The organism is Rhizobium sp. R635, from assembly GCF_002211285.1.
Lineage (GTDB): Bacteria > Pseudomonadota > Alphaproteobacteria > Rhizobiales > Rhizobiaceae > Rhizobium.
Map to the genome: position 1 here is coordinate 81,658 of NZ_LOKX01000008.1, position 26,761 is coordinate 108,418.

At 62.5% G+C, this 26,761-nt stretch carries 26 protein-coding genes; 11 read left to right on the top strand and 15 right to left on the bottom strand.

Going from position 1 to position 26,761, the window contains the following annotated elements:
* Positions 1–122: 122 nt before the first annotated feature.
* Complete coding sequence (locus ATY78_RS08625; RefSeq protein ID WP_088681933.1) at positions 123–731, bottom strand: 50S ribosomal protein L25/general stress protein Ctc; 609 nt, start codon at positions 729–731, stop codon at positions 123–125.
* A gap of 400 nt (positions 732–1,131) precedes the next feature.
* On the opposite strand from ATY78_RS08625, the gene ATY78_RS08630 reads away from it, so the two are divergent.
* A complete protein-coding gene (locus ATY78_RS08630) occupies positions 1,132–2,676 on the top strand; it encodes a hypothetical protein (protein ID WP_088681934.1) in 1,545 nt (514 codons plus the stop codon).
* Positions 2,677–2,887: 211 nt separating this feature from the next.
* Here ATY78_RS08630 and ATY78_RS08635 read toward each other — a convergent pair whose 3' ends face one another.
* The 6 genes from ATY78_RS08635 to lgt form a co-directional block, all read right to left on the bottom strand.
* On the bottom strand, positions 2,888–3,820 hold the full coding sequence (locus tag ATY78_RS08635) for a ribose-phosphate pyrophosphokinase (protein WP_088681935.1): 933 nt from the start codon (positions 3,818–3,820) through the stop codon (positions 2,888–2,890).
* Between the two features lie 105 nt (positions 3,821–3,925).
* Complete coding sequence (locus tag ATY78_RS08640; protein WP_088681936.1) at positions 3,926–4,738, bottom strand: hypothetical protein; 813 nt, start codon at positions 4,736–4,738, stop codon at positions 3,926–3,928.
* Positions 4,739–4,843: 105 nt separating this feature from the next.
* Entirely contained in the window at positions 4,844–5,995 is a 1,152-nt protein-coding gene (locus ATY78_RS08645; protein WP_088681937.1) for a Xaa-Pro peptidase family protein, read from the bottom strand.
* A 5-nt stretch (positions 5,996–6,000) separates the two neighbouring features.
* The gene (gene pgeF / locus ATY78_RS08650) at positions 6,001–6,795 is read right to left on the bottom strand and encodes a peptidoglycan editing factor PgeF (RefSeq protein WP_088681938.1); all 795 of its coding nucleotides are present in this window, start codon (positions 6,793–6,795) and stop codon (positions 6,001–6,003) included.
* Between the two features lie 113 nt (positions 6,796–6,908).
* On the bottom strand, positions 6,909–8,009 hold the full coding sequence (locus tag ATY78_RS08655) for a class I SAM-dependent methyltransferase (RefSeq protein WP_088681939.1): 1,101 nt from the start codon (positions 8,007–8,009) through the stop codon (positions 6,909–6,911).
* An 18-nt stretch (positions 8,010–8,027) separates the two neighbouring features.
* On the bottom strand, positions 8,028–8,876 hold the full coding sequence (gene lgt / locus ATY78_RS08660; protein WP_088681940.1) for a prolipoprotein diacylglyceryl transferase: 849 nt from the start codon (positions 8,874–8,876) through the stop codon (positions 8,028–8,030).
* A 202-nt stretch (positions 8,877–9,078) separates the two neighbouring features.
* Here lgt and ATY78_RS08665 point away from each other — a divergent pair, with 202 nt between their 5' ends.
* The 4 genes from ATY78_RS08665 (at position 9,079) to ATY78_RS08680 (ending at position 11,414) form a co-directional block, all read left to right on the top strand.
* Entirely contained in the window at positions 9,079–9,339 is a 261-nt protein-coding gene (locus ATY78_RS08665; RefSeq protein ID WP_010065892.1) for an accessory factor UbiK family protein, read from the top strand.
* A gap of 392 nt (positions 9,340–9,731) precedes the next feature.
* Entirely contained in the window at positions 9,732–10,232 is a 501-nt protein-coding gene (locus ATY78_RS08670) for a YbjN domain-containing protein (RefSeq protein ID WP_088681941.1), read from the top strand.
* 1 nt (position 10,233) lies between these two features.
* The gene (gene proC / locus ATY78_RS08675; protein WP_088681942.1) at positions 10,234–11,061 is read left to right on the top strand and encodes a pyrroline-5-carboxylate reductase; all 828 of its coding nucleotides are present in this window, start codon (positions 10,234–10,236) and stop codon (positions 11,059–11,061) included.
* A gap of 11 nt (positions 11,062–11,072) precedes the next feature.
* Positions 11,073–11,414 (top strand): tRNA-binding protein, encoded by a 342-nt coding sequence (locus ATY78_RS08680; protein WP_088681943.1) that lies wholly within the window; start codon positions 11,073–11,075, stop codon positions 11,412–11,414.
* Between the two features lie 8 nt (positions 11,415–11,422).
* Here the strand turns inward: ATY78_RS08680 and ATY78_RS08685 are convergent, their stop codons facing one another.
* Positions 11,423–12,124 (bottom strand): MBL fold metallo-hydrolase, encoded by a 702-nt coding sequence (locus ATY78_RS08685; protein WP_088681944.1) that lies wholly within the window; start codon positions 12,122–12,124, stop codon positions 11,423–11,425.
* 287 nt (positions 12,125–12,411) lie between these two features.
* Here ATY78_RS08685 and ATY78_RS08690 point away from each other — a divergent pair, with 287 nt between their 5' ends.
* The 5 genes from ATY78_RS08690 to ATY78_RS08710 all read left to right on the top strand — a co-directional run bounded on the left by ATY78_RS08690 (position 12,412) and on the right by ATY78_RS08710 (position 16,422).
* Entirely contained in the window at positions 12,412–13,029 is a 618-nt protein-coding gene (locus tag ATY78_RS08690) for a DUF1236 domain-containing protein (RefSeq protein ID WP_088681945.1), read from the top strand.
* Positions 13,030–13,210: 181 nt separating this feature from the next.
* The gene (locus ATY78_RS08695; RefSeq protein WP_088681946.1) at positions 13,211–13,480 is read left to right on the top strand and encodes a hypothetical protein; all 270 of its coding nucleotides are present in this window, start codon (positions 13,211–13,213) and stop codon (positions 13,478–13,480) included.
* A gap of 321 nt (positions 13,481–13,801) precedes the next feature.
* Positions 13,802–14,293: a MarR family transcriptional regulator gene (locus ATY78_RS08700; protein ID WP_088681947.1), complete on the top strand. Its 492-nt coding sequence runs from the start codon at positions 13,802–13,804 to the stop codon at positions 14,291–14,293.
* A complete protein-coding gene (locus ATY78_RS08705) occupies positions 14,294–14,995 on the top strand; it encodes a response regulator transcription factor (RefSeq protein ID WP_088681948.1) in 702 nt (233 codons plus the stop codon). It abuts the gene before it with no gap.
* 50 nt (positions 14,996–15,045) lie between these two features.
* On the top strand, positions 15,046–16,422 hold the full coding sequence (locus tag ATY78_RS08710; protein WP_088681949.1) for an ATP-binding protein: 1,377 nt from the start codon (positions 15,046–15,048) through the stop codon (positions 16,420–16,422).
* A 161-nt stretch (positions 16,423–16,583) separates the two neighbouring features.
* Here the strand turns inward: ATY78_RS08710 and ATY78_RS08715 are convergent, their stop codons facing one another.
* The 7 genes from ATY78_RS08715 to ATY78_RS08745 all read right to left on the bottom strand — a co-directional run bounded on the left by ATY78_RS08715 (position 16,584) and on the right by ATY78_RS08745 (position 25,193).
* Complete coding sequence (locus ATY78_RS08715; protein WP_088681983.1) at positions 16,584–17,045, bottom strand: BA14K family protein; 462 nt, start codon at positions 17,043–17,045, stop codon at positions 16,584–16,586.
* Positions 17,046–17,191: 146 nt separating this feature from the next.
* A complete protein-coding gene (locus tag ATY78_RS08720) occupies positions 17,192–17,407 on the bottom strand; it encodes a cold-shock protein (RefSeq protein ID WP_003561293.1) in 216 nt (71 codons plus the stop codon).
* 486 nt (positions 17,408–17,893) lie between these two features.
* Positions 17,894–18,784: a DMT family transporter gene (locus ATY78_RS08725; protein WP_088681950.1), complete on the bottom strand. Its 891-nt coding sequence runs from the start codon at positions 18,782–18,784 to the stop codon at positions 17,894–17,896.
* Positions 18,785–18,915: 131 nt separating this feature from the next.
* Positions 18,916–20,058 carry a PQQ-dependent sugar dehydrogenase gene (locus ATY78_RS08730; protein WP_088681951.1) on the bottom strand — a complete coding sequence of 381 codons (1,143 nt, stop codon included), beginning with the start codon at positions 20,056–20,058 and terminating at the stop codon, positions 18,916–18,918.
* 59 nt (positions 20,059–20,117) lie between these two features.
* On the bottom strand, positions 20,118–20,891 hold the full coding sequence (locus ATY78_RS08735; RefSeq protein ID WP_088681952.1) for a class GN sortase: 774 nt from the start codon (positions 20,889–20,891) through the stop codon (positions 20,118–20,120).
* Complete coding sequence (locus ATY78_RS08740) at positions 20,881–23,247, bottom strand: marine proteobacterial sortase target protein (protein ID WP_088681953.1); 2,367 nt, start codon at positions 23,245–23,247, stop codon at positions 20,881–20,883. Before ATY78_RS08740 ends, ATY78_RS08735 begins: the two co-directional genes overlap by 11 nt.
* A gap of 203 nt (positions 23,248–23,450) precedes the next feature.
* On the bottom strand, positions 23,451–25,193 hold the full coding sequence (locus ATY78_RS08745) for a glycosyltransferase family 39 protein (protein WP_088681954.1): 1,743 nt from the start codon (positions 25,191–25,193) through the stop codon (positions 23,451–23,453).
* Positions 25,194–25,465: 272 nt separating this feature from the next.
* Between ATY78_RS08745 and ATY78_RS08750 the strand changes: the two genes are divergently transcribed.
* Positions 25,466–26,668 carry a pyridoxal phosphate-dependent aminotransferase gene (locus tag ATY78_RS08750; RefSeq protein ID WP_088681955.1) on the top strand — a complete coding sequence of 401 codons (1,203 nt, stop codon included), beginning with the start codon at positions 25,466–25,468 and terminating at the stop codon, positions 26,666–26,668.
* The last annotated feature ends 93 nt before the right edge of the window (positions 26,669–26,761 follow it).

The window sequence follows — 26,761 nt, forward strand, 5'->3', positions numbered from 1 at the left end:
ACGAATGTGTTAAATTTGCTGAAACGGCAACCATTCCGGGCAATGAAAAGCCCGCTTTCCCCGTGAACTAGGGCTAGTTCAGGGGGAAGCGGGCCATATGCTTTACAAATTGGTCGAAGCGATCAGGCTTCGGATTCGCCTTCCGCGGCGCTCTCGTCGATGCCGGCAGCCGGAGCGACGATGGTCGCGATCGTGAAGTCACGGTCGATGACCGGGGTGACGCCCTTCGGCAGAGCGACTTCCGAAATGTGGATGCTGTCGCCGATCTTCTTGCCGCTGAGGTCGATGTTGAAGAATTCCGGGATCGCATCGGCCGGGCAGTGAACTTCGACTTCGTGGCGGACGATGTTCAGGACGCCGCCGACCTTGAGGCCCGGGGACTTCGCTTCGTTGACGAAGTGAACCGGGATTTCGACGGTCACCTGGGTGTTGCCGGAGACGCGCAGGAAATCGACATGCAGCGTGAAGTCGCGGACCGGATCGAGCTGATAGTCCTTCGGCAGAACCTTGTACTTCTTGCCGTCGACTTCGATGGTCGCTACGGTGGTCATGAAGCCACCGGCGTGAATGCGCTTCGTCACCTCATTGGTGTTGATAGCGATGGCAATGGGGGCCTGCTTGTCACCATAGATGACAGCGGGAATCAAACCGTTGCGGCGAAGTTCACGGGCGGACCCCTTACCAACCCGTTCGCGCGCCTCGGCCTTGAGCTCGTAAGTTTCCTGGCTCATGGCTTTTCCTTTCGAGGTTATTTGGAGAGTTCGGCGGCGGGCAAAAGCCTTATGCCATCGAACCGGAGGCGGGTTTCCCCATCCTCATCCGCGTTGCCTCCAAGGGTGTCTACGCGGACCGGTGGCCTATATTATAAGTCGGTCGGAAACGCAAGTTGCCGATTGCGGCGCTTTTTCGGCGATATACAGCCTTTCGCCAAGGCGCTCGATCATGCGGACCGGTCAACCTGGCGAGATCGCATTCGCCTGCCGCCTCAATGAGAAAACCTTGAAATCACGCGCGATCTGCGCCTGTTCAAAGGCAAAATTGCCAGTGCTTATCGCCACTTGGCTTGACATCCGCGCGCTTCGCATCTTTGGATGGCCGCAATCAAAAAGCGGCTGAGGAGAAAACCAGACTATGCGTCTCAAACTTGTCACGGCAACGAGCATGCTTGCCCTTTGCCTTTTCACCGCGGCCGAGGGCGCGGAGATCAATCAGGACGGCGCCAAAACGGTCAAGGAGACCTTGACGAAGCTGCTTCCGGAGGACTGGGCGAAGAGCGGCTTCATTACCGTCAACCCGGCCGGCACGCGCTATGAGGTCATCTACGATCTGGCGAAGCTGATTGCCAAGACCGATCCGGCGACCTTCACCATCAAAGGGCTGACACCGTTCTCGATGTTCGCCACGCCGCTCGACAGCGGGCTCTGGAACGTCGAAGGCGACAACAAGTTCAACGTCTCCGGCCATTTCAAAGGCCCGGATCAGAAGCCGACGGATTTCACCTATTCCATCGCTTCGCTTGTTTATACCGGCGTCTTCGACCCGGCGATCAGCTATCTGCGTTCCGGCACCTTCGCGGCCAAGGACATTAAGATGTCCAGCAAGTCCGAAACCGAGGAGGTTCATGCCACCATCGCCAGCATGGACCAGAAGCTGAGTTCGGCGGATAGTGCCGGCGGCAACGGACGTGTCGATTTTGCCGGCACCGGTTCGATGTCCGATTTCGTCGAGCAGGTTTCCGGCCTGCAGATGCCGCCCGTCGAATTCCGTGCCGGTTCGATCGATTTCGAGGCGAAGGTGAACGGCCTGCCGGCAAAGCAGCTTCGCGACATGGTCTTCTTCGTGCTCGACCATCTCGACGAGAAGGAATTGAGCCCGGAAGACAGCGCCAAGATAAAGGGAATAGTGAAGGAAGCCTTCCCGCTTCTGACCTTGTTCAGCGAGACGATCGGGGTCCACGATCTGACGATCAGCAGCGAGATGGGCAAGGGCGGCGCCAAGGCATTCGGCTATAACCTCGCCATCGACGGGCCGAGCGACGCCATGCGTTTCGGCTTCGGCTTGAACGCGCAGGAGATCAGCCTCGACACGCCGCTGATGCCGGCAAATTATGCGAGCTTCATGCCGACCAACTTCGATTTCCAGCTCGCCGTTCCGAATCTGGATTTCGCAAGCCTGGGCGACGCCCTCATGGCGGTGGATTTCAACGCCGAGGCGCCGGAAAAGAGCGGCGAGGAGATGGCGAAAAAACTCTTCCGCGACGGCCGGCTTGCCGTCGAGTTTCCCAAGATCAGCGCCAAGTCCGATGTCTATGACATCGACATGTCGGGCAAGATCGAGGGCCGGGTCGACACCGAGAAGGACTATTCGATGGAGGCGACGATCCTTGCCCGCGATCTCGACAAGACGATCGCGTCGATTCAGGAGCTTGCCAAGACGGATCCCGATCTCAACCAGGTCTCCTTCGGCATCATGATGGTGAAAGGCTTCGCCAAGACCGATCCCGACGGCCGTTCGCGCTGGGACATCAGCATCAGCCGCGATGGCGCGATTGCCGTCAACGGCCAGGTGGTCAAGGGACCGGATGGTCCGGATCAGGATCAGGGGCTGGAGTCGGACCAGGAGCAGGAACGGGATCAAGATCAGGATGCTGTCCCTGCGCCGCCGCAGCAGCCTTGAACGTTCTCAATTGGAATCAGAGATGAGGAGGCCGGCCCTGTGCCGGCCTTCAGGCTGCTGACAAACCGCTGCAAAACCCGCGACGTCATCCTCGGCCAGTGCCGAGGATCTGCTTCGGTCGATTAAGTGGCTGAAAACAAACGCTTTTCCGTCAAATAATTGCAGTGGTCAGGTGCTCGGCACGAGGCCGAGCATGACGGAGAAGACGGTTTTAATCGAAGAGGCTGGATACGGACTCTTCCTGGGCGGTTCGGCTGATGGCTTCGCCGATCAGCGGCGCCGTCGTCACGACGCGGATATTGTGCGCTGAGAGCACGGCCGTCGTCGGCTGGATCGAGTCGGTAATCACGAGTTCGCGCAGCTTCGAGGAGGTGACGCGAGTGACCGCGCCGCCGGAAAGAACGCCGTGCGTGATATAGGCGGTGACGCTGGCGGCGCCCTGGGCGAGCAGTGCATCGGCCGCGTTGCAGAGCGTGCCGCCGGAATCGACGATGTCGTCGATCAGCAGGCAGTCCTTGCCGGTGACGTCGCCGATGATGTTCATGACTTCGGATTCACCCGGCCGATCGCGACGCTTGTCGACGATGGCCAGCAGACAGTCCAGCCGTTTGGCGAGCGCGCGGGCGCGCACCACGCCGCCGACGTCGGGCGAGACGACCATGACGTTGCTGAGGTCATAATGGCTCTTGATGTCGCGCGTCAGCACGGGCAGGGCGAAGAGGTTGTCCGTGGGGATATCGAAGAAGCCCTGGATCTGCCCGGCATGGAGATCGAGCGTCATGACGCGGTCGGCCCCGGCTTCGGTAATCAGGTTTGCGACCAGCTTGGCGGAGATCGGCGTGCGGCCGGATGCGCGGCGGTCCTGACGGGCGTAGCCGAAATAGGGAAGAACGGCGGTGATGCGGCGTGCCGACGAACGACGCATGGCGTCGATCATGATCAGCAGCTCCATCAGATGGTCGTTGGCGGGAAAGGCCGTCGGCTGCACGAGGAAAACGTCCTCGCCGCGCACGTTCTCCTGGATTTCCACGAAGATTTCCTGGTCGGCAAACCTTCGAACACTGGCTCTCCCCAAGGGAACATTGAGATAGTTGCAGATCGCTTCGGCGAGTTGCCGGTTCGAATTGCCTGCGAAAACCTTCATTTTGGTCCGCCTGTTATGCGCTGATAGCCGCGCTTTTTAGTCAGCTTCCCTGTGAATGCAAGGGCAAAGGCGTCACAGGCTTTGATATTTGCAAAAAGTTTGTGACTAACCGCCCTGCGACTGCCGCCAGGAGGTGAATTCCGCGATGGTTTTCGAGCCGATCTGCTGCATCACCGAGGCCGGAACGCCCGCCCAGGGATCGGCCGCGGCCGTCGGCACGCTTTCCTGGCCCTGGATGCGGTGCAGGCGCCCCCCGCCATTGTCGAGGATGTCCCAGACATAGACGACCGTGACCTTGCCGTCGTCGCTGAAGGCGGAGAGATAGCCTTTGAGGATGTAGTCGCTGCTCGCGTCGTTCGAACTCTTGATGGAGAGGCCGTGCGCGCGAGCCTCGGAGCCGAGCTGGCGCGAAAGCGGCGTCACCGCCTGAACCGGCGCGCCGATGATCGGCAGGAAGCGGACAGTATTGCCGCGGGCGGACGAGGGGCCGGGGTTGAGGGCGGCAGTCTGCCGAGGCTGTTGCGTCTCGGCCGCCGGAGCGGCAGGTTCTTCGCCGCTTGACGGCGGCGGCAGCGATTGCCCCTCGATCGGGGCGGAGGCGGCGGGCGAGGAATCGTTGCGCGACAAAGCGTCGGCCTGCTCCTGCATCGTCGTCGGGGGTGCGCCGGAACCGGGCCGATAGGCGCGCTGCGTTTGGTCGTAGGCCGGGTGATAGCCGCCCTGCCGCGTATTTGCGGCGAAGGCCGGCTGGCGGGTGCCTGCCAGGCTCTCGGCCTCGCTCTGCGTGACCGGGCTCGATGGCGCACTCGCCGAGGAATCGCCGATGTCGACCATCGGCGTCAGCGCATCGGTGGTGTTGCAGGCGGTCAGCTGAGCCATGACGAAGAGGAGCGTGGGCACAATCGCAGCTCGCGTCATCCCTTGATCCGTCCTTCCCACATTCACGTCAGCCCCGCCTGGATTTATGCGGGCGGGGATGGTCCTCTGTCAATTCCCGGATTCTCACCGGTCGATTCCAGCCGGTCAGAGGCCGATGAAATCGAGCGGGTGGCGGGAAAGCGTGCGCGGCGCATCCGCCGTCGTCAGATAGGTCTGGCCGAGCGTCATTGCCGTGCCCGTGTCGGAATCGGCGATGATCATGTGCACGAAGAGCGACATGTTCGGCTCGATCGGCTGCGGATTGCCGACATGGAACATCTGATGCTCCATCCAGGAAGGCGAGAAGCGGGCGCCGAGCGAATAACCGCAGGCGTTCAGCCGGTGGCGGGCAAGGCCGCGCTCGTCCATGATGCGGGCATGCATGTCGAAGACGTCGCCGAAGGTGTGGCCGGGCTTCAGCACCGTCTCGATCGCCTCGATGGTTTCGCGGCAGGCATTGTAGAGTTCGCGATGGCGCTGCATCGGCTCGCCGATGACGATCGTGCGCATCATGGCGGCATGATAATGCGCGTAAGTGCCGGCCCATTCGAGCGTCAGTTGGTCGTTGGCGTCGAGCTTGCGGCGGCCGGCCTTGTAGCGGCAGAGCAGGGCATCGGCGCCGGAGCCGATGATGAACTCGTTGGCGGGATAGTCGCCGCCGCCGGAAAAGATCGCGCCCTGCATGGCGGCGAGGATATCGGCCTCGTCGGCGCCGGGCTTGGTCAGCCGGATGGCGGCATCGAGCGCATCGTCGGCGAGAAGGGCGGCGCGCTCGACATAGGCGACCTCAGTCGGGCTCTTGACGAGGCGCAGGCGGCTGACGAGGTAGGAGGCGTCGACGATCTGGCCGAAGGTGGTCAACTGCGCGTCGAGCAGGCGGGCGACGCGGCCAGTCATGCCGTGCGTGTCGTATTCGACGCCGATGCGGGCGCCGAGCAGGTCCATCTCGACCATGAGGTTCTTCAGGTCGAGCGTCGGATCGGCATTGACCCTGTCGACCCAGATGTGGACGTCGTCGAGAATCGAAGTGTGCTTGGCCTGGCGAAGATCTGCCGAGCGGGTGAGCAGCGCCATGGTGCCGTCGCTCTTGACGATCAGCGTCTGGAAGAAGCAGTAGCCGAAGGTGTCGTAGCCGGTCAGCCAATACATGCTTTCCTGGGCGAAGAGCAGCAGGGCGTCGAGCTTTTCTTCCTTCATCTTCTCGGTGAGGCGCGCAAGCCGGCTTGCGAACTCGGCCTTTTCGAAGTGCAATGCCATTCTGCTCAAGTCTCCCTGATTGATATCGCTGAAATCTGGCGGCCGTAATCCGGCTCTTTGCGATGCGTCGTCCGGCGATAGGAAAAGAAGCGTTCGCTATCCGGATAGGTGCAGAGGCCGAGGCTCTCGGCGCGCACGCCCGCCCGCGTCAGCCGCTCGACGGTCAGTGCCGGCAGATCGAACATGGCGTGGCCCGGTGTTGCCGAAGGCACGAAGAAGCGCTGGTAAGCCGGGTTTTCGGCGAGGAAGCGCTCGACGAATTCCGGGCCGACCTCATAACTTTTCTGGCTGATCGAGGGGCCGAGGCAGGCGACGATGCTGTCTCGTTCCGCGCCCAGCGCCTCCATGGCGGCGACGGTGTTTTCGAGCACGCCGGTCAGCGCGCCCTTCCAGCCGGCATGGGCGGCGCCGATGACGCGGTTGTCGGGATCGGCAAAAAGGATCGGGCCGCAATCGGCGGCGAGCACGCCGAGCACGATCCCCGGCGCTGCCGTCACCAACGCATCCGCCTCGGGGCGGGCGCCGTCGTAATCGGCGCCGATCGTCACGACGTCGGGGGAGTGGACCTGATGCACCGTTGCCAGCCGTTCGAGCGGCAGGCCGAACCATGCGGCGACGCGGCGGCGGTTTTCGATGACATCGTCACGCGCGTCGCTGGAGCCGAGGCCGACATTGAGGCCACGATAGATTCCTTCGGAAACGCCGCCGGCCCGGGTGAAGTAACCGTGGCGGATGGTGCTGCCCGTCGCTTCGTTCAGCAGCGCGCTTTCGATCGGTGCGGGAGAGGCCGCGTCCTGCATCTGTGATTCCGGGGTTTTAAAAAGGGGTTTGTATCATCCCGAGCGCATCGCACAGGCGGCGCGCGTCAAGTTTCTGCTTCGCTGGGGATGTTGGCCCAGCCGCGTGCGCCCTGTCAATCCACCGGGCGAAAGGGCATGAGATCGATCGCGGGGTGGGAGACCGCCATGACCTTGAAGAGTTCGCCCATCCGGCCTTCACCGGCGCCGGCGAGCCTGTCGACCGCCGTCTGGATGACCTGCTGGGTCTGCGGCTCGCGATCTTTGCCGAGTGCGGCGGCGCGTTCGAGGATGCCGAGGCCTGTCAGGAAATCGCCCTGGTGCAAGGCGCCGTTCAGATGGAGGCCGGCCGCGAGCGCCGTTTCGGCGAGCTGTTGAAAGTCGACATGGCTCGTCAGATCGGCTTCGCCGGGATGGGCGAGCGGCGGGTCGAATTCATGCATGCGCACGGCCTGCAGCGTATCGCCGAAGCCGGTGACGAGATGGCCGTAATCGATCGCGAGCGCCGTGCCGCCGAAAGCGCGCAGCCGCTCGCAGATCGCGATCATCACGGCCTGGCGGGCGGGCGAAATCTCGAAGAGCGTGCCGAGCGGCAGGTTTTGCACCGGTTCGGGGAGAAGTGCTGGATCGAGGCCGGCGACGCCGGCGGCAAAGGTCAGCTCGCCATCGGCATCGAGGCCGACCATGCGCTCGCGGAAACCGGTCTGCGTGCGGATGAACTGGCGGATCGGGATCGCGTCGAACAGCTCGTTGGCGGCAATCAGGGTGAAGCCTGCCGGCACCTCGTCGAAGCCGTCGTGCCAGGCGATCTTTTCGCCGTAGGACTCGAGCGTCTGGCTCTGGACGTCGCGCAGGCGCTCGCTGGTTTCGACGAGATGCACGCTCATCGTGTCGAAAAGCGGCGGGGCGATGCGGGCGATGACCCGCAGCATATCCGCCATCATCGTGCCGCGGCCGGGGCCGATCTCGACCAGGCGGACACCCGCCGGCGTGCCGTGGCGCTGCCAGGCATGGACGATGAAGACGCCGATCATCTCGCCGAAGATCTGGCTGACCTCGGGCGCGGTGACGAAATCGCCGGAGCGGCCGAAGGGCTCGCGGGTGCGGTAATATCCGTGTTCGGGATCGGCAAGGCAGAGCGAGAAATAATCGGTGACGCTGATCGGGCCGTTGGCCTGGATGATCGCCTTGATCTTTTCGCCTAGAGCGGTGGTCATGTCGTGCATCCTGCCGGTTTAGAGCTGGAGGGCAGCCTGGCGGCGGGCCCGCAGCATTGCCCAGACGCCGAGCAGGATCATCGGGGAAGAGAGCACCATGCCCATGGTCAGCCAGTTCGTGCCGAGGAGGTAGCCGAGCTGGGCATCCGGCTCGCGGAAGAACTCGACGAAGATGCGCGACAGCGCATAACCGCAGACGAAGACGCCGGTGATGAAGCCGGGGCTTTTCAGCGCGCGCATGCCATAGACGAGGGCGGCCAGCACCAGAAGCAGAACGATGCCTTCGAGGCCGGCCTCGTAAAGCTGGCTCGGATGGCGGGCGAAGGGACCGCCGGTCGGGAAAACCACGGCCCAGGGCACGTCGGTCAGCCGGCCCCAGAGCTCGCCATTGATGAAATTGGCAATGCGGCCGAAGAACAGGCCGAAGGGAACGACGGCGGCGACCATATCGAACAGGCTCCAGATCGGAATGGCATTGCGGCGGGCAAAGATGATCATGGCGATCGTCGTGCCGGTCAGGCCGCCGTGGAAGGACATGCCGCCGTTCCAGATCTGGACCGCGCGGATGGGATCGCGCAGGACGGCGGAGAGGTCGTAGAAGAAGATGTAGCCGAGACGGCCGCCGAGCACGACGCCGAGGGCTGCCCAGACGATGAAATCGTCGAGCTGCGTCTTCGTCATCGGCGATGTATTGCCCGGCCAGAGACTGTCATTGGCGGCGAGGCGGCGCGCATAGGCCCAGCCGAGCAGGATGCCGGCGACATAGGCCAGGCCGTACCAGTGAATCGCTACAGGACCGAGCGAAAAGGCGATCGGATCGATGTCAGGGAAAGGCATGATGGCAAGGAGATTGGCGGCTGTCGGCAAGGTTTTCCCATCCGTTAAGATCGGCGGAACATGCCGCCGCGATCCCGGACGGTCAAGTGCATTGTTCGTGATCGCACTTCCACTGCCCGCTCCAGCGAGACTATCCCGCGCAAAGCGCTTGCATCGCGGGTGGCGAAGCCCTACCTCAATCTTCGAGGCCCCGAAGGGCTGAATTCACCTTATATGAAGGGAGAAAAACGCCATGACGACCGGAACGAACCGCATCATGGACGAGTTCGCCAAGCTGATGACCGATGCGGCGGGTGCTGCCCAGGGCGTTCGCAAGGAGATCGAGACCGCTTTCAACGCCCAGGCCGAGCGTTGGCTGAACAGCATGGACATCGTCAAGCGCGAGGAATTCGAGGCCGTGCGCGAGATGGCGATCAAGGCGCGCGACGAGAACGAGGCGCTTGCTGCCCGCATCGCCGCGCTCGAAGCGAAACTTGCCGGCGAAGGCCGCTGAGTCCCGATAGAATACAAGACGCGGCATGGCCTCTTTGCTCCCATGCCGCGTCCGTCACAAAAAATTCAGGTGAGTTTTCCACCTGTGGACACTGCCAAAAAAGCCAATACGCAGAGTCGTTTAATCTCCCTTCTGAATTGAGTTTCGAAGTGCTTTCCACAGCAGGTCCGCCCTATTTTCCCTTCTGGGGGCTGGCAGGTGGCAAGGGTCATTATACACTGATTTTAAATGATGATTCGAAGCGACTTGGTAAGCTCCGGGCAGGTTATCTGCGTTAAGTCTGGCAGCGGTTCAACGATCATCCGAGTGGTGGTTCCGGTATTTGCGTGTGTCTTTTCTTGTGTCTGTAACAGCAAGTTAGGTCGCATTCGTTCCGGTCAAGAAGGTGCTGCATGAACCTGATGGAATTGGAAGTCGAGCGTCAGTCGAACCCGGTCGATATGATCGAGTACGTGGCCTCCAACAATGACTGGTCGTTCGAACGGTCCGGCGAGGACGAGATCGCAATGACGGTCGAAGGCCGCTGGGCGGACTACCATGTCTCCTTCTCCTGGATGGAGGAATTCGAGGCGCTGCATCTCGGCTGCGCCTTCGACATCAAAGTTCCCGACATCAGGGTCAACGAGGTGGTCAAGCTGCTCTCGGCGATCAATGGGCAGGTGCTGATGGGGCATTTCGACCTATGGCGCCAGGAAGATGTCGTCATCTTCCGCCAGTCGCTGCTGCTTGCCGGCGGCGCCGAGCCCACCAACCGGCAGGTGGAAGTGCTGCTTTCCAGCGCGCTCGACACCTGCGAAGCCTATTTCCAGGCATTCCAGTTCGTCGTCTGGTCCGGCATGGACGCGATGAAGGCGATGGAAGCCGTGCTCTTCGAAACGGTCGGCGAGGCATAAGATGCCGGCGAACGCTTTCTCCTCCAAAAATCCTGTGGTTCTGATCGGCGCCGGAAACATGGGCGGGGCGATGCTCTCCGGCTGGCTGAAAAGCGGCGTTCCCGGCTCGGCCGTCATCGTCGTCGATCCCGGCCCGTCGCAGGCGATGCTGACGACGATCGGCGAGGCGGGCGCGACGCATCTCACCGCTCTGCCGGCGAAGCTGAAGGCGGGCGTGCTGTTCCTTGCGGTCAAGCCGCAGGTCATGGAGACGGTGCTGCCGCCGTTGAAGAGCGCCGTCGGGCCGGAAACGGTCGTCGTCTCGGTCGCCGCCGGCAAGACGCTCGGTTTCCTCGAAAAACATCTGGGCCAAGCCGCCATGGTGCGCGCCATGCCGAACACGCCTGCCATGGTCGGACGCGGCGTCACCGGCGCCTTCGCCAATGCTGCGGTCAGCGGCGAGCAGCGCGAGCGCGTCCATGCGCTTCTGAAGGTCTCGGGCCCGGTCGAATGGGTGCCCGAGGAGGCCGATATCGATGCCGTGACGGCGCTTTCGGGCAGCGGTCCGGCCTATGTGTTTTATCTCGTGGAATGTATGGCAGAAGCAGGCCGTAAACTCGGCCTGCAGGCGGACCTCGCCATGCGTCTTGCGCGGGAAACGGTCGCGGGGGCTGGTGAACTTTTGCACCAGTCCCCCGACGAAGCTTCGCGGCTGCGGCAGAACGTGACGTCTCCCGGCGGCACGACGGCGGCAGCGCTCGCCGTGCTGATGGCCGACGACGGCATGCAGCCTCTGTTCGACGCGGCCCTTGCGGCGGCGCGCAAGCGGGCCGAGGAACTGGCCGGCTGAGGGAGATCCGCATGGCCGAAGAGATCACCTACGCCGATTTCGAGCGTGTCGACATCCGCGTCGGCACGATCATCGAGGCCAGTCCCTTTCCGGAAGCGCGCAAGCCGGCATACAAGCTGGTCATCGATTTCGGCCCCGAGATCGGCATCAAGAAATCCTCGGCGCAGATCACCGTGCACTACACGCTCGAAAGCCTGATCGGCCGCCAGGTGCTCGGCGTCGTCAACTTCCCGCCGCGGCAGATCGGGCCGGTCCGCTCGGAAGTGCTGACGCTGGGATTCGAGGACGAAAACGGCGCGATCGTGCTTGCGGCGGTCGAACAGCCGGTGCCGAACGGCAGGAAGATGATGTGAGCGTGCGCTCACACCTTTTTATCGGCCGTTACGCCTGATTTGCCCGCGCCGGATGTTCCTCCGGCTCTGATTTCCTGCAAAAACGGATTGTTCCGTCGTTCATCGCCGATGCGGCTGCCGGGGCCGTGGCCGCAGATGAAGCCGACATCGTCGCCGAGCGGCAGCACCTTGTCGCGGATCGAATCGAGAAGCTGCTGATGATTGCCGCCGGGCAGGTCGGTGCGGCCGATCGAGCCGTTGAAGAGCACGTCGCCGAGATGGGCGAAATTCTGCGCGCGGTTGAAATAGATGACGTGGCCGGGTGCATGGCCGGGGGCGTGGTAGACCTCGAATTCGTGGGCGCCGAAGGAGACCTTGTCGCCATCCTTCAGCCAGCGATCGGGCAAAACGTTGCGCAATCCCGTTATGCCGTAGTTTGCCGCCTGGGCTTCGATCCGCTGCAAGAGCGGCAGGTCGTCCTGGTGCGGGCCGACCACATCAACGCCCAAGGCTTCTTTCAATTCGCTGGCGCCGCCGGCATGGTCGAGATGGCCGTGCGTCAGCCAGATTTCCTTGATGGTCAGGCCGCTTTTCTCGATCGCCTGAAGAATGAGCGGCACATCGCCGCCCGGATCGACGACGACGCCTTCCTGGGTATCGGGATCGAAGAAGACCGTGCAGTTCTGCTGGAAGGGTGTCACCGGAATGATGCCGGCCTGGAGCATGCCCATAAGTGCCTCGCTTGGTGTCTCTGATGCTCAGGGTATAGTCCGAAACCGCGGCGAGGACAGCCGGAATCTTCCTCATTCCGGGCGTGGTTCACGGCAAAAAGACGCAGTGCAACAAGAGTTTATGGATCTCTCCATCGCTGGGATCGCCGGAGGGAGTCCGGTTTTATTCAGCTTCTTCAAATGCTTGCATGACGTGCCTCATGAGCGCCGGTTCCCTGCGGACGGCGCGAGGGAACATCGTGGAGGCCCAGGCGTTGTCCGGCCATCGAAACCAAGGAGACGCTCACATGACCCTCAAGAGAAACATTCTATTGGCTGGAGCCGTGCTCCTGGCGAGCGGTGGCCTTGCGCAGGCGGAGATGGTCGCGACGACGGTCAATGATCTCAACGTCCGCTCCGGTCCCGGCCCGCAATATCCGGCCGTCGGTCTTGCCACGCGTGGCTCGACCGCCGTGCTCGACGGCTGCATCGAAGGCAGCCGCTGGTGCCGTGTCGATGTCAACGGCATGCGTGGCTGGGTCTATGCCGACTATCTGCAGGTCGACCGCGGCGGCACTCCTGTCATCGTCGAACAGCACCGCGCCGAGATCGGCGTTCCCGTCGTCACCTACGAGTCGACCGCCAGCGTCGTCCCTGTTGATCCGCAGCCGGCGCCTGGCGATGAGTTGATCGGCCCCGTCGGGGCTGTCGAGACGATCACGCCACCTGAGACGGTGCGGACCTATATCGAGACCAATCCGGCTGAGACGGTGCAGCTCGGCGGCGATGTCGTCGTCGGCGCGGAAGTGCCTGCCGACGTCACTTTCCAGACGATTCCCGATTACGAGTATCGCTATACGAGGATCAACGACCGGCCTGTCCTGGTCGATCCCGGTACGCGCCGGATCGTCTACGTCTATCAATGACGTAATCGGCAGCATCAGAAGCGAGGCGGCGTCGGGCCGCCTCGTTCCCGGCCACCTCCACGCGCCTTAATCCCGCATCGGTTGATTTTTCTTCGCGCTTTCCTCTTGAATATGATAAAATACTAATATGCCGGAGGTTCGGCATATTAGGCGATCGGGGAGATCGCCATAGGAGGAAATCATGGAAGCGCTACTTCCGCTTGTCGTACAACTGATTGCAGGCGCCATCGGCGGCAACGCCGCAAGCGCCGCCTTGAAGCAGCACTCGATCAACGTCGTCGCCCGCACGATCGCAGGTGCGATCGGCGGTGTCGGCGGCGGAATGCTGCTCGGCATGGTCGGCGGGGAAGCGGCTATGGCAGGCCTGATCGCCGACGGCATCGGCGGCCTGATCGGCGGCGGCGTTCTCTCGACGCTCGCCGGCCTGGTCATGGCGCGGGCGCATAGGTAAAAGGCCCGACGGGCGTCAGCCCGCCGGACCGATCGTATGAAAAGTCTTATCCGGCGGCGACCGCCGCCGGATGGACTTCCTTCATATAGTCTCATCTCCTCCGGCGCCCGCGCGCCATGCCTGTTGATTGTTATCCCCATTACGTTTTATCCACAGACGCAGGGGGAAATCGCATATTGCGTCGGAGTGCCGGGCGGGCTTTGGTTTATCCTGCATAATTCAAAGTGCTACAGCGTCCTTTGCGCAGTCGAAGACGTGCGGCGCCCAAGGAAATTATCGTCCGGGCTCCCGCAATGCGGGGAAAGAGAAAGGAAATGCCGAGTGCCACGACAGACCGGAGCGAAAGCAGGCAAGCCGGAGCCGCTGGCCACGCCGATGGAAGATACCGACATTATCGATTTCGAGATCATCGAGCTGTTCTTCTTCGCCTATCGCGACTTCGTCTCCGATCCTGACGCCATCCTCGAAAAGAGCGGCTTCGGCCGGGCCCATCACCGTGTCGTGCATTTCGTCAACCGCAACCCCGGCATGACGGTGGCCGATCTTCTCGATACGCTGAAGATCACCAAACAGAGCCTTGCAAGGGTGCTGAAACAACTGATCGATTCAGGCTATATTCGCCAGGTCGCCGGCCCCGAAGACCGGCGGCAGCGCAAGCTCTATCCGACGAAAACGGGGCGCGAGCTGGCGCTTGCCCTTGCGGAGCCGCAATCGCGCCGCATTGAACGGGCATTCGATGGTGCTTCTGCGGAGGCGCGAGAGGGCATAAAGGCTTTCCTCAGAGGCATGCGGGACAGACAAAAGGCGGATTGAATGGCGGTCAAGACAGGAATTTCCGACGATGCGGCGCATCTGCTGGTGGTCGACGACGACTCCCGCATCCGTGCCCTGCTCAATCGTTATCTCGCCGAGAACGGCTTCCGCGTCACCGTCGCCGCCGATGGCGCCGAGGCGCAGCGCAAGCTCACGGGTCTCGATTTCGACCTCATCATCATGGATGTGATGATGCCCGGCGAATCCGGCATCGAGGTCACGCGCGGGCTTCGCGCCATCAAGAACGTGCCGATCATCATGCTGACGGCGCTGGCGGAATCGGGCAACCGGATCGAGGGCCTCGAGGCGGGCGCCGACGACTACCTTTCCAAGCCTTTCGACCCGCGCGAGCTGGTGCTGCGCATCAACAACATCCTGCGCCGCAATGCCGGCGGCGAGGGGCCGAAGATCGAGCAGGTCATGTTCGGCCCCTACACCTTCTCGCTCACCCGCAAGGAGTTGAAGAGGGCGAGCGAGGTAATCCGGCTGACCGACCGCGAGCAGGAGATCATGCTGCTCTTTGCGCGCCGCGCCGGCGATACGATCCCCCGCCACGAGCTGATCGGCGACGACGCCGAAGTCGGCGAGAGGACGATCGATGTGCAGATCAACCGGCTGAGGCGCAAGATCGAAGACGATCCGGCCAATCCGGTCTGGCTGCAGACGGTGCGCGGCATCGGATACAGGCTGAGCATCGACTAGAGAGATGGACGCGGCGTGACACAGAGAGATTGCGGCCAGGACCGGCGCTGATGGTGACAGTGGACAGCTTGCGGCGGGAAGACCGCACTCCCGTGCCGGGCTGGCGCTCGGTCGTCCGCTGGCTGCGCCGCCGGCTGCCCACCGGCCTCTATGCACGCTCGCTGCTGATCATCATCATTCCGATGGTGCTCCTGCAATCCGTCGTCGCCACCGTCTTCATGGAGCGCCACTGGCAGATGGTGACGGAGCGGCTGTCGCTCGCCGTCACCCGCGACATCGCGGCGATCATCGAGATCATCGAGACCTATCCGCAGAATTCGGACTACGGCGAGATCACCCGCATCGCCCGCGATCAGCTCAATCTGCAGATCTCGATCGAGCCGGACGGCGACCTGCCGCCGCCGCGCGTCAAGCCGTTCTTCTCGATCCTCGACAGTATCCTCAGCGACGAGATCACCGATGAGATCCACCGGCCGTTCTGGATCGATACCGTGGGCAACTCGAACCTCGTCGAGATCCGCATCAAGCTCGAGAACAAGATCCTCCGGGTGCTGGCCAAGCGCAGCCAGACCTATGCTTCGAACACCCATATCTTCATCGTCTGGATGGTCGGCACCTCGCTGGTGCTGATCGGCATTTCGATCCTCTTCCTGCGCGGGCAGATCCGGCCGATCCTGATGCTGGCGCGGGCTGCCGAAAGCTTCGGCAAGGGGCAGAAGCCCGATAATTTCTATCCGCGCGGGGCCGACGAGGTCAGGCGCGCGGGCCTTGCCTTCATTCTGATGCGCGAGCGCATCGAGCGGCAGATCGAGCAGCGCACCGCGATGCTCTCCGGCGTCAGCCACGATCTGCGCACCATCCTCACCCGCTTCAAGCTGCAACTGGCGCTGGCTGGCGACAATCCCGACCTGCACGGTCTCAACGACGACGTCAACGACATGCAGACGATGCTGGAGGCCTATATGGCCTTCGCGCGCGGCGAGGTCGAAGAGGATGTCGGCGAGCTGAAACTCAGCGAAATCTTCGCGAAGCTGGAATCCGATTTCGCCCTGCACGGCAAGCGGTTCAACTATTCGATCGAAGGTGACGACGACATACAAGTCAGGCCGAATGCCTTCATGCGTCTCGTCACCAACCTCGCGTCGAATGCGCAGCGTTATGCCGGCAGGCTGGAGATCGAGGCCAAGCACAATGCCAAATGGCTGACCGTCATTTTCGACGATGACGGGCCGGGCATTCCGGAAAAGAACCGTGAGGATGTGTTCAAGCCGTTCTTCCGGCTGGATGCGGCGCGCAATCTCGATGCGTCGGGCACTGGGCTCGGCCTTGCGATCGCCCGCGACATCGCCCGCAGCCATGGCGGCAACGTCACGCTCGGCGACAGCCCGCTCGGGGGCTTGAGGGCGACGATCCGTATCCCGGCTTAAACTAAAGCGCGTCGCGATCTTTCAGATTCGCTCCTTGCGCTTTAGTTCTTTATTTTTAAGCATGTCGTTGTCGCAAAACCGCCGCACACTTTTACGCGACATGCTCTAAAGACAAAAGCGCCGCTGGGGAGCGGCGCTTCGTATCAGGGATCGTCGAACGATCAGCCGGCGTTGCAGAAGTGGCTGCGGCCGTCATTGCCGATATAGGTGCCGCTACGCGGGTCGAAGGAGCGGTAGCGGTAGGAGCAGTAACGTTCCCATTGCGGCGTCCAGGGTTCGACGGAGGCGCGGGCAGGCGCATAATATCTAGGCTGCTCAACATATTGCGGCTGCTCGACATAAACACGGCGCGGGGCGCGATAGACCGGAGCGGGCTCGTAATAATCCGGCTCATAGGCAGGGTCGATGTAGCGCCGCTCTTCGTAAACGGGGCCGTTATTGGCATTGGCGATAGCCGAGCCGACGATCAGGCCGGTGGCGAGACCGACAGCGCCGCCGACGAGGGCGTCGTTGTTGTTATGATGGCGCCAGTGGCGGTCGCGGGCCGAGGCCTCGCCGATGACGGAGAGAGTAAGCGCAGCAGCCGTTGCCGTCAGCAGAAGAGTTTTGGCGAGCGTGTTCATAACCATCAAGTCCTAATCCCGGAAACCGAACGCCGGCTCCTTCTCGATGGTGTTAGTCCTAAGGAGTTATAGCTGAACGAAGGCTGAACGACAAAACCCGGCATTGCTGCCGGGCTTCAACTCGAATTGACAGCCTTGTTAAGGGCTCAGCCCGCAATCTGCAGATTGACGGCCTTGGGGCCCTTGCCGCGGCGATCCGGCTCCGTGTCGAAGCTTACCTTCTGGTTTTCCGTCAAACCGGCCAGCCCAGAGGCCTGAACGGCAGAAATGTGAACGAAGATATCGGCGCCGCCCCGGTCCGGCTTGATGAAGCCGAAGCCTTTGTCGGTATTGAAGAATTTTACAGTGCCAGTCTCGGCCATGCGTCAGGTCCTTTTCTCTCTGCCCGCCATCCACACGGGCAGCATCATAGCATTGCCTCCTTGCGGGAGGTGTTGGCAGGCAAGTCTTGAAATGTGAGAAAAAGGTCCCCTCTACCTCGGCCTGTTCCAAGCAGAACTTTCGCCTGCCTTATTTGGAACCGGCTGACCGGAATATTAGCGTTCCCGGCGCGCAAATACTTAAGGACTTCCCATGCTCGCAAAATGCCCGAACGCGCCGAGAGTGCTGCGTTTAAAGGATTTTGGCAAGCAAAAGTTTTTTAACGTGTCCTTCCGGGCACACCCTCGCCGATATCCAATTTGCGCAAAAACGCAAAATTTCCTTCGTCAATGGGGAATGATTAACGTTTTATATCGTCTGCAATGTAAGTTCCGAGCAGATTTTCCCAAAAATGCAACGTAAACGGGCTTTGCAGGTTCCTTAAAATTTTTTTCGAATCCGGCATCCACCCATATTTGGACGCGTGTTCAGGCGGCTGGCAGGCGGCGGCGGGCCAATCCGGGTACGAGCTCGACTACAAGCATAGCGGTAAACATTAGCGCACAACCTGTATATCCCGTCGCCGGCATCGACTCACCGAGGAGGAGGGCTGCGAGCGATGCGCCGAAGAGCGCTTCTGACGAAAGGAAGATCGCCGCCTGCGACGGCGTCGTGTAGCGCTGGGCGATCACCTGCAGCACGAAGGCCAGACCGGACGAGAAGATGCCGACATAGAGGATCTCGGGTCCTGCGGCCCAAATCGCCGAAAGGCTGATCGGTTCGACCGCTGCGGCAACGGCCAGCGCGCAGACCGTGGTGACGGCAAATTGCGTCGCCGCCAGCGCGAGCGGCCTTCCGCTCTCGGAGACGGTCGTGCCGGCAAGAGTGATCTGGATTGCCCAGAAGGCGGCGCAGACCACGGTCAGGAGATCGCCTGAGGTGAGCGCCGAGAGATGGCCGCCGGACAGGAGATAGATGCCGGCGAGCGCCATCAGCGCGCCCGGCCAGATGATCCAATGCGGGGCACGGCGCAGGAAGAACACGGCAATGAGCGGCACGAAGACGACATAGAGGCCGGTGATGAAGCTTGAATTCGTCACCGTCGTCGTCTGCAGGCCGACCTGCTGGGTGGCGGCGCCGCTGAAAAGGGCAAGGCCGGTGAGAACGTAGAGCTTGGCATGGCGCGCGCTGGTCTTCGCCTCTGCCTTGCGTGCTTCCAGAAGAACGAAGGGCAGGACGGCCAATGTGGCGACGGCAAAACGCAGGGTGATGAACCAGAAGGGGCCGATCGCCTTCATCGCCGTCGACTGCGCGACGAAGCCGCCGCCCCAGATGGCGGCTGCAAGCAACAGGAGGAGGTTCGCCTGAATGCGCGTCATGTCGTCCTCGAGGGGAAGGGGGATGGTGCCCGAGCGGTAGCAGTTGCGTTCCAGCTAGGCAAGGGCGAAGACTTCGACGGGTCGATCGACGGCGATTGGCTGTAAGTAAACGCCTCAAGCCTGGCGAGATCTCAACCGTTGTTGGCTTGCGCTCGCGAGACCCTGAGCAGCGCGCCGTCATCCTCGTCCGTCACCATCAGCAGCGCGCCGTCCGGCGCCACGACGACGTCGCGGATGCGGCCGTAATCGCCCTCGAACAAACGTTCTTCGGCGACGAAGGCGCCGCTCTCGTCACGCTGCATGCGCGAGAGCAGCTGGAATTTCAGCGCCGCGACGAGGAAGTCGCCGTCCCATTCCGGAAACATGGCACCGCGATAGACGGCGAGCGCGCCGGGCGCGATCGAAGGGTCCCAATAGTGCAGCGGCTGTTCCAGCCCTTCCTTGGCGGTGCCTTCGCCGATCTCGGCGCCCGAATAATCGCGGCCGTAGGTGATGATCGGCCAGCCGTAATTCTTGCCGGCTTCGGGCTGATTGATCTCGTCGCCGCCGCGCGCGCCGTGTTCGACGGTGTAGAGCCGGCCATCCCTAGCGTCGAAGGTAATTCCCTGCGGGTTGCGATGGCCTTTCGACCAGATCTCCGGCAGCGCCTTGCCGCCGTCCCTGAACGGATTGTCGGCGGGAATGCTGCCGTCGGCATTGATATGGACGATCGAGCCGGCGTCATCCTTCCAGTCCTGAGAGCGGTCGCGGTCGCCGCGGTCGCCGACGCTGATGAACAGCGTGCCGTCAGGGGCGATCGCGATACGCGAGCCATACTGGATGTTGCCCGAGGTGAAGCGCCGCATGGTGAAGACGGGCGTCACGGCTTGGAGCGTCTTTTCATCTGCGGACAGCGTCGCGCTGAAGGCCTCGGTGCCGGAGCCCTGACTATTGGCGATGGCGGCGGTGAAATAGAGCTTTCTGCTCGTGGCAAAGTCCGGGGCGAGCGCCACGTCCATCAGGCCGCCCTGGCCGCGGGCGCTGACCTTGGGCACGTTGCCGATCGGGTCGGAGAGCTTGCCGTCGCGGATGATGCGCATGCGGCCCGGCCGCTCGGTGACGAGATAGGCGCCGTCGGGCAACACCTCGACCGCCCAGGGATGTTCGAGCCCATCGGCCAGCTTTTCGACGCGAAGCGTAGGTCCCTGGGTGTTGACGGTATCGGCCGCGTTGGCCGACATGGCGCCCGCGAAGACCAGCGCTGTGGCGAAATGGATGGCGGATATTCTCTTCATCGTTGCTCCCCGTCGTCTCTCATGCGGAACGTGGAGCGGGCAGGGGATGGGTTCAACCCTCACTCGGCCTGCAATAACGGCTTTGTGTTTACTGGTTGAACGGAGCCGGTCGCCTGATCGTCGACCAGTTCGGCTTCGAGGATGTAGCGCAGCGGCCCGCGTTCGGTCGCATCGAAGGGCCAGCACGTGGTCAGCACCAGGCGGCGGCCGTCGGAGGAGGGGTCGATGCCGCTCGCATCCCAGGGGGCGATGCGGCCTTCGCCGGCCTTGAAGGTCAAGAGCTTGCCATCGCGGCGGGTGACTTCGATCGTATCGCCCGGCTTTATATATTGCAGCCAGCGGAAATGGGTGTCGCGATGGGCGGCGATGACGGAGGTGCCTTCTTCACCCGGCTGCGGTGTGTTGGCGAGCCAGGCCGGGCCGAAGGCGAGCGCCTCTCCGGAGGCGCCGGAGAGCACGATCGCCTCCTTGCCGAGGCGCGGCGCGCGCACCTTCGCCTCCGTGGTGAAATCGGCCCACGGCCAGGGCTTCGTCTCCTCGCCCCGCAGCTCGGCGGCGAAAGCGCGTTTCAGCAGGACCTGCGAGAGCTCCGCCTTGCCCTTCAGCAGGAAGCCGTCGCCGATCAGCGCCAGGCCGTAGAGGGCAAGGCCTGATATGGCAAAGGCGATCGCCTTTTCGATCGGCGAAAGACGCCAGAGGAAGAAGCCCTTTTTCTTCCGCGCCCTCGGTGCGTCATGGGCCGTGGCGGCGGCCATGGCGAGTTCCAGATAGGTCGGAAGCGGCTCGAATTCAGCCGCCTCCTCGTTGCTGTTGCCGGCGAGGCTAGAGGCCATTGCGCTTGGCTCCTACCGTGACGATACTCTTGATGCGGCGGCGCCAGACGGCGAGCCCGCTTGCACCCGCCAGCGCCAGGAGCAGCATGGTGAGACCGCGCATGATCTGCTCGTCGGCGCGTGTCGCCGTCTGCGGCAGGTTCACGGTCGAGCTCTTCTGCGCGATCAGCGTGGCGGCTTTGGCCGTCGGCGCCGCCGCCATCATGCTGGCGATCCCGGGCGATGCGGCCGCGGTCTGTTGCTGTTCAGCGCTTCCAGCAGGCGTGACCGCGCCGTGGCGCTCTACACCGTCGGGCGAGACAGCATTTTCGCCGAAGACCTTTCCGAAGTCCCAACCCTCGGGCAGGTTGAGCGGGAGCCTCGCCGAGCCGAGCGGCTCGTTTGCCGGCCGCGACGGGGTGACGTCGACGGCGACGAGACTGGTGACGCGCGAGACGAGGTGGTGGGCAAGCGCTACCGTCTCGATGTCCTTGTCGCGCGCGGCGGGGTCCTGGCGCTCGTAGGCGCGGGCTTCGAAATCGTCGATCTTGCGCCGCGCCCAAAGCTTGGAAATGCCATTGCCATCGGCGGCATTGGCGATATCCATCTCGACCCGCCAGGGCTGATCGCCCGTCTTGCCGACGATTTCAAGCTTGCCGGCGGGCTTATCCTGCGGCAGTTCCGCCGTCAGCACGACGGGCTCGCCGCTATAGAGGTCGGGCATCGGATTCGGCGTGATATCCTCGGCTTCGATGCCCTCGAAGGTCGCGGCGATATCGGTCATGGCGGGGTTCTGCAGCTTGGCGAAGAGTTCGCCCATGCGGCTTGCCACCTGGTCGGTCGAGCCGATCTGGGTGAATGTGCCACGGCCGATTTCGGCGGCCTTGGTCATGAAATAGGTATTCGGCGCCGAGCCGATGCCGACGGTGAAGACGCGGGCATCGCCGCGGTTCGCGGTAATTTCCTGGAAGAGCTGCTGTTCGTTGCCGATTGCACCATCCGTCAGGAAGACGACCTGGCGCAGCGCTCCGCTTGCGACCGGCCCCTGGTTGCGCAGCGCATCCTCAAGGGCAGGCAGCATTTCAGTGCCGCCATCGGCGGTGAGGCCTCTGACGTAAGCGATGGCCTTTTCGCGATTATCGGGCGTGGCGGCGACGAGACCGTTGAAATAATCGGTCATCGTGTCGTCGAAACGGATGACGTTGAAGCGGTCGCCGGGGTTCAGCCTGGAGATGGCGAGCGCCAGGCTCTGCCTTGCCTGCTCGATCGACTGGCCGGACATGGAGCCGGAATTGTCGATGACGAAGACCACTTCGCGTTTTGCCGGCGGCGCTGCCGTATCCGGCGCCGTGGGCGGGGTGACGAAGGCGAGCAGATAAGTCTTGCCATCGATGACTTCGCGGAAGAGGCCGGCGCTCGGCATCTTGCCGGGAACTGCCTTCCAGGTGAGCTCGAAATCCTTGTCGGCGGGAACGGCATCGCCCTTCAGGCTGATCGTCCTCGCCTGGTCGCCATCCTGCCGGATATCGACCGCGTGGAAGGACGACTTCACGTCACCGAGCGGGAAGCCGGCCTTGAGATTGACGGTCAGCGAGATCGGATTGATTTTGGCATTCTCGCTGGGATCGAGCACCGGGGCTTCGATCTTCTCACGATTTTCCACCGGGTCGGACGGTGTCGCGAAGCCGGCGCCATTGTTGAATTCGACGGTCTGGACGATCGGCGCCGGATTGTAGCGCGGGGCGACGACCATCGGGAAACGCAGCGAGAATTCGCCGCCGGACTGGTGGATGGTCTGCTGATATTCGATCTGCACGACGATCTCTTCGCCGGGGCCGATATTGGCGACCTGGTTGGTGAAGATGTTCGGCCGCTGCTGTTCGAGCAGCGCCGTCTTCTTGCCCTCGGCCTTGGCCTGTTCATAGATCTCGCGGGCCTCCTGGCGCGGCTTGATCTGGCCTTCGATGAAGCGCTCGCCGATCTGCATCTTCAGCGCGTCGACGGCGGAATTGTCCGGCAGCGGGAAGACATAGGTGCCCTCGACCCAGCCCTGGCTCGGGTTTTGGAAGCGTTGCGTTACCTTCACCCTGGCGATCGGGCCGGAAACATCGATTGCGACGTCGGTCTTCAGCCGCGGCGCCTCGACATAGAAGCCCGGCTCCTTCGACGGGAAGAGCAGCGAACCGCTGTTGACGTCGTTCGGCCGGACGATGGCCGCGAGCTGGCCGGATGCCTGCCGCGTCTCGGCGCGGACGGCGGAGGCGAGCCCCAGCATCGCCGTGATGCAGGCGACAAAGGCGGTGACGGCGACAAGACATGACATGGAGATCCGGCGCATGCGCATGCGCCCGATGGCGAACTCATCTTCCAGAAACATTGGCCTACCCTCAATAACCAATTTTGGATGAGGGAATGATGCGGCTTCGATCTCGGCACGCTCGCGACCGAATTAAGGCGGCGTGCGGCATTTGTTGCGGCTTATTCGTGGCGATGACGAAATCCGACGATCTCTCTGATTTCAAAAGACGAAAAACGTGATCGCCGTCATTGTGAAAGTGCCGGGCGTGATGCTGTCGGCTCTCAGGGGCGGGTGATCCTGTAGACGAGCAGATCATCCGAATCAACGAGCTTCGTTGCAGTCTTGTCGAGATGGCCGATGACACCATCGTGATGCTCGACGAACCGCAGGTCCTGCTTGTCGGTGGCGTTCTTGGCCACGCCGAACAGATCCGCGCCTTGGGCGCGCAGGTCCTCGAGCTGCGCGATCGCGGTGGCGTCATCGGCGACGAATTTCGACCATTCGGCATCGCCTCCGCCGGGCGGGAACACCCATCCGCGCGCCCTGCTGTAATAGACCGAGACGGGATCGCCGACCTCGGGGGCGATGGTGACGACGAGGTCTCCCGGTTGCGCCAACCGCGCCAGTTCCTCGCCAAGCAGCTTGCCCTTCATGGCGATCGGCTTCTTCATCGTCCTGACGAGGGGAAGGCTCGACCAGGAAAGCGCGATGGCCGCGATGCAGATCGCGCGGAGCACCACCGCCGGCGTCAGAACGGTTCTCGATGAAAGCGTTGCAAGAAGGAGCGCGCCGTGGCCGCAAAACATGGCGGCCGGCACATGGAAGATGTGGAAGTTCCACACATTGCCGGTGATCTCGCCCGCCGCCGCCAGATAGAGCACCACGGCCGCAGCCAGCCACACGTAGGGAATGGCCGAAAGGATGCGTTGCCTGGGGTTTTCGGCGGGCCTCAGCGGTATCCACAAGCCGACCGCGAACAGTATCATGAACGGATAGCCGTAGAACCACAGGACCGAGGTGTTCCATGCGGATTGGACGTAAAACCTGTCCTTGACGTATGTCCAGAAGCCGTAATCCCAGATATAGCCGCCGGTGCCGGCGATATGAAACGGCGGATAGCTGCTGCCGAGATAAATCGCCCAGCCGAAGTAAGCTCCGATGATGGCCAGACTCAAAAGCCCCCACAGGAAGACCCCGGTCGCCTGCTTTCGCTTATTTTCCTGAATCCAGCAGACCATCAGATAGAAGATGACCGCGCCGGCCGCGAGGCCTGGCGGCTTCGACAGCGCGCCGAGCGTGAAGCTGGCCGTGGCGAGCGGCAAGAGCCAGCCGCTGCCGCCGGCCCAATATTTGGTGAACAGCCAGACGCCGAGCGTCACCAGGGCCAGCATCGCCGGATCGGGAAGAAACGAGCTGTCGATCATGATCGCCGCCGGCATCAGCGCGTAGGCCAGTGCCGCCGCATGGGCATGTATCTCGCCCCAGCACAGCGCCGTCAGCCTGTGCAGCGAAAACACCGTCACCAGACCGAAAAAGGCCGCAACCACGCGGCCGAACCAGTCGTGCCAGCCGAACAGCTGGTAGAGCAGGGCGGTGAGATAGCTGACGATCTGGAACTCACGGCCCTGATAGCTTGGGCCTGGGCCGGTCCAGCTGACCTCCGGAAAGAAGATGTTCCAGCTGCGCTGCTGGAAATTGTCGGCCATCATCGCGGTGCTTATCTCGCGCCAGCTGAAGCCGTCGACCAGCGGCAAGGTGATCCTGTGGAACCTGAAGACGATCGCAATGACCAGGATCCCCAGCAGAATCGCCGTGTCGAGGTTCAGGTAGCTGCGGCGAGCCATGTCGCGGCCGGTCGTCTGCTGCTGATATTGCCGGCCTTCGATCTGGTTCAATTCGGGGAGTGATGCCCGACGCGGCGCGAGGCTGAGCGGGCTCTCGCCTTCGGTGCGGCCGGCTGCAGAGAGCGGTGCTTCGGTATTCCTGAGCAGCGGCTGGGAAGACTTGCGAGGCGGCTTTGTCATGACGGCAGTTCATCAACAACGCCTTGAAAAGCAATTCGCCCAGATTGGTTAGTGACCTAATCCCTCGAGTCGTGCGGAGCGTCTGGACTGTGCGCCGCAAGCCTTGGCGGAAGGGATGGCGGGCCGGCTCGCCGGTGCGGCGAAACGATCAATAAGAATCATTGCCCCCATCACGCCTTTGCCCTTGAAATGCCGTCATACATTGGACATAGAGCTAACCGCAGAACTCCGGTCCCGGCTTTCTGCCCGTTTCAACCAATAGGACCGATATCATGGCCTTCCTTGCCGATGCTCTTTCCCGTGTGAAGCCTTCAGCCACCATCGCCGTTTCGCAGAAAGCGCGCGAGCTGAAAGCGAAAGGACGCGACGTCATTGGCCTCGGCGCGGGCGAGCCGGATTTCGATACGCCCGAGAATATCAAGAAGGCCGCCATCGACGCGATCAACCGCGGCGAGACGAAGTACACGCCGGTTTCCGGTATTCCTGAGCTGCGCAAGGCGATCGCCGCCAAGTTCAAGCGCGAGAACGGCCTGGAATATTCCTGGGAACAGACGATCGTCGGCACCGGCGGCAAGCAGATCCTGTTCAACGCCTTCATGGCGACGCTGAACCCCGGCGACGAAGTGGTCGTCCCGGCGCCTTACTGGGTTTCCTATCCGGAGATGGTGGCGCTCTGCGGCGGCACGCCGGTTTTCGTTTCGGCCACCCAAGAGCATAATTTCAAGCTCCAGCCCGCCGATCTCGAAAAGGCGATCACGCCGAAGACGAAGTGGTTCATCTTCAACTCGCCGTCCAACCCGACGGGTGCCGCCTATACGCATGCCGAGCTGAAGGCGCTGACCGACGTGCTGATGAAGCATCCGCATGTCTGGGTGCTGACCGACGACATGTACGAGCACCTGACCTATGGCGACTTCAAATTCGTCACGCCCGTCGAAGTCGAGCCGAAGCTCTACGATCGCACGCTGACGATGAACGGCGTTTCCAAGGCCTATGCGATGACCGGCTGGCGTATCGGCTATGCGGCCGGCCCGATCCAGCTGATCAAGGCGATGGACATGATCCAGGGCCAGCAGACCTCGGGTGCGACGTCGATCGCCCAGTGGGCGGCTGTCGAAGCGCTGAACGGCACCCAGGACTTCATCCCGGCGAACAAGAAAATCTTCGAAGGCCGCCGCGATCTCGTCGTCTCCATGCTGAACCAGGCCAAGGGCATCGTCTGCCCGGTTCCGGAAGGCGCCTTCTACGTCTATCCCTCCTGCGCCGGCCTGATCGGCAAGACGGCGCCGTCGGGCAAGGTCATCGAGACGGATGAGGATTTCGTTTCCGAGCTTCTGGAATCGGAAGGCGTCGCCGTCGTTCACGGTTCGGCCTTCGGCCTCGGCCCGAACTTCCGCATCTCCTATGCGACGTCGGAAGATCTGCTCGAGGAAGCCTGCCGCCGCATCCAGCGCTTCTGCGGCGCCTGCAAGTAAGTCGATTGCTGCAATGTCGATTGAAGGCCTGCCGGCGACGGCGGGCCTTTTTTCTTGCGGCGGCGTTGACGATGTAGCTGCATGTGGCTACAT

Excerpts from the sequence above, each read along its gene's own strand:
- ATY78_RS08735 (WP_088681952.1), bottom strand. The coding sequence starts at position 20,891 with ATGGCCTCTAGCCTCGCCGGCAACAGCAACGAGGAGGCGGCTGAATTC.
- ATY78_RS08710 (WP_088681949.1), top strand. The coding sequence starts at position 15,046 with ATGGTGACAGTGGACAGCTTGCGGCGGGAAGACCGCACTCCCGTGCCG.
- ATY78_RS08655 (WP_088681939.1), bottom strand. The coding sequence starts at position 8,009 with ATGACCACCGCTCTAGGCGAAAAGATCAAGGCGATCATCCAGGCCAAC.
- ATY78_RS08665 (WP_010065892.1), top strand. The coding sequence starts at position 9,079 with ATGACGACCGGAACGAACCGCATCATGGACGAGTTCGCCAAGCTGATG.
- ATY78_RS08705 (WP_088681948.1), top strand. The coding sequence starts at position 14,294 with ATGGCGGTCAAGACAGGAATTTCCGACGATGCGGCGCATCTGCTGGTG.
- pgeF (WP_088681938.1), bottom strand. The coding sequence starts at position 6,795 with ATGCAGGACGCGGCCTCTCCCGCACCGATCGAAAGCGCGCTGCTGAAC.
- ATY78_RS08695 (WP_088681946.1), top strand. The coding sequence starts at position 13,211 with ATGGAAGCGCTACTTCCGCTTGTCGTACAACTGATTGCAGGCGCCATC.
- ATY78_RS08740 (WP_088681953.1), bottom strand. The coding sequence starts at position 23,247 with ATGTTTCTGGAAGATGAGTTCGCCATCGGGCGCATGCGCATGCGCCGG.
- ATY78_RS08680 (WP_088681943.1), top strand. The coding sequence starts at position 11,073 with ATGGCCGAAGAGATCACCTACGCCGATTTCGAGCGTGTCGACATCCGC.
- ATY78_RS08625 (WP_088681933.1), bottom strand. The coding sequence starts at position 731 with ATGAGCCAGGAAACTTACGAGCTCAAGGCCGAGGCGCGCGAACGGGTT.
- ATY78_RS08730 (WP_088681951.1), bottom strand. The coding sequence starts at position 20,058 with ATGAAGAGAATATCCGCCATCCATTTCGCCACAGCGCTGGTCTTCGCG.
- proC (WP_088681942.1), top strand. The coding sequence starts at position 10,234 with ATGCCGGCGAACGCTTTCTCCTCCAAAAATCCTGTGGTTCTGATCGGC.
- ATY78_RS08630 (WP_088681934.1), top strand. The coding sequence starts at position 1,132 with ATGCGTCTCAAACTTGTCACGGCAACGAGCATGCTTGCCCTTTGCCTT.
- ATY78_RS08635 (WP_088681935.1), bottom strand. The coding sequence starts at position 3,820 with ATGAAGGTTTTCGCAGGCAATTCGAACCGGCAACTCGCCGAAGCGATC.
- ATY78_RS08745 (WP_088681954.1), bottom strand. The coding sequence starts at position 25,193 with ATGACAAAGCCGCCTCGCAAGTCTTCCCAGCCGCTGCTCAGGAATACC.
- ATY78_RS08690 (WP_088681945.1), top strand. The coding sequence starts at position 12,412 with ATGACCCTCAAGAGAAACATTCTATTGGCTGGAGCCGTGCTCCTGGCG.
- ATY78_RS08715 (WP_088681983.1), bottom strand. The coding sequence starts at position 17,045 with ATGAACACGCTCGCCAAAACTCTTCTGCTGACGGCAACGGCTGCTGCG.
- ATY78_RS08720 (WP_003561293.1), bottom strand. The coding sequence starts at position 17,407 with ATGGCCGAGACTGGCACTGTAAAATTCTTCAATACCGACAAAGGCTTC.
- ATY78_RS08750 (WP_088681955.1), top strand. The coding sequence starts at position 25,466 with ATGGCCTTCCTTGCCGATGCTCTTTCCCGTGTGAAGCCTTCAGCCACC.
- ATY78_RS08645 (WP_088681937.1), bottom strand. The coding sequence starts at position 5,995 with ATGGCATTGCACTTCGAAAAGGCCGAGTTCGCAAGCCGGCTTGCGCGC.
- ATY78_RS08685 (WP_088681944.1), bottom strand. The coding sequence starts at position 12,124 with ATGGGCATGCTCCAGGCCGGCATCATTCCGGTGACACCCTTCCAGCAG.
- ATY78_RS08670 (WP_088681941.1), top strand. The coding sequence starts at position 9,732 with ATGAACCTGATGGAATTGGAAGTCGAGCGTCAGTCGAACCCGGTCGAT.
- ATY78_RS08640 (WP_088681936.1), bottom strand. The coding sequence starts at position 4,738 with ATGACGCGAGCTGCGATTGTGCCCACGCTCCTCTTCGTCATGGCTCAG.
- ATY78_RS08725 (WP_088681950.1), bottom strand. The coding sequence starts at position 18,784 with ATGACGCGCATTCAGGCGAACCTCCTCCTGTTGCTTGCAGCCGCCATC.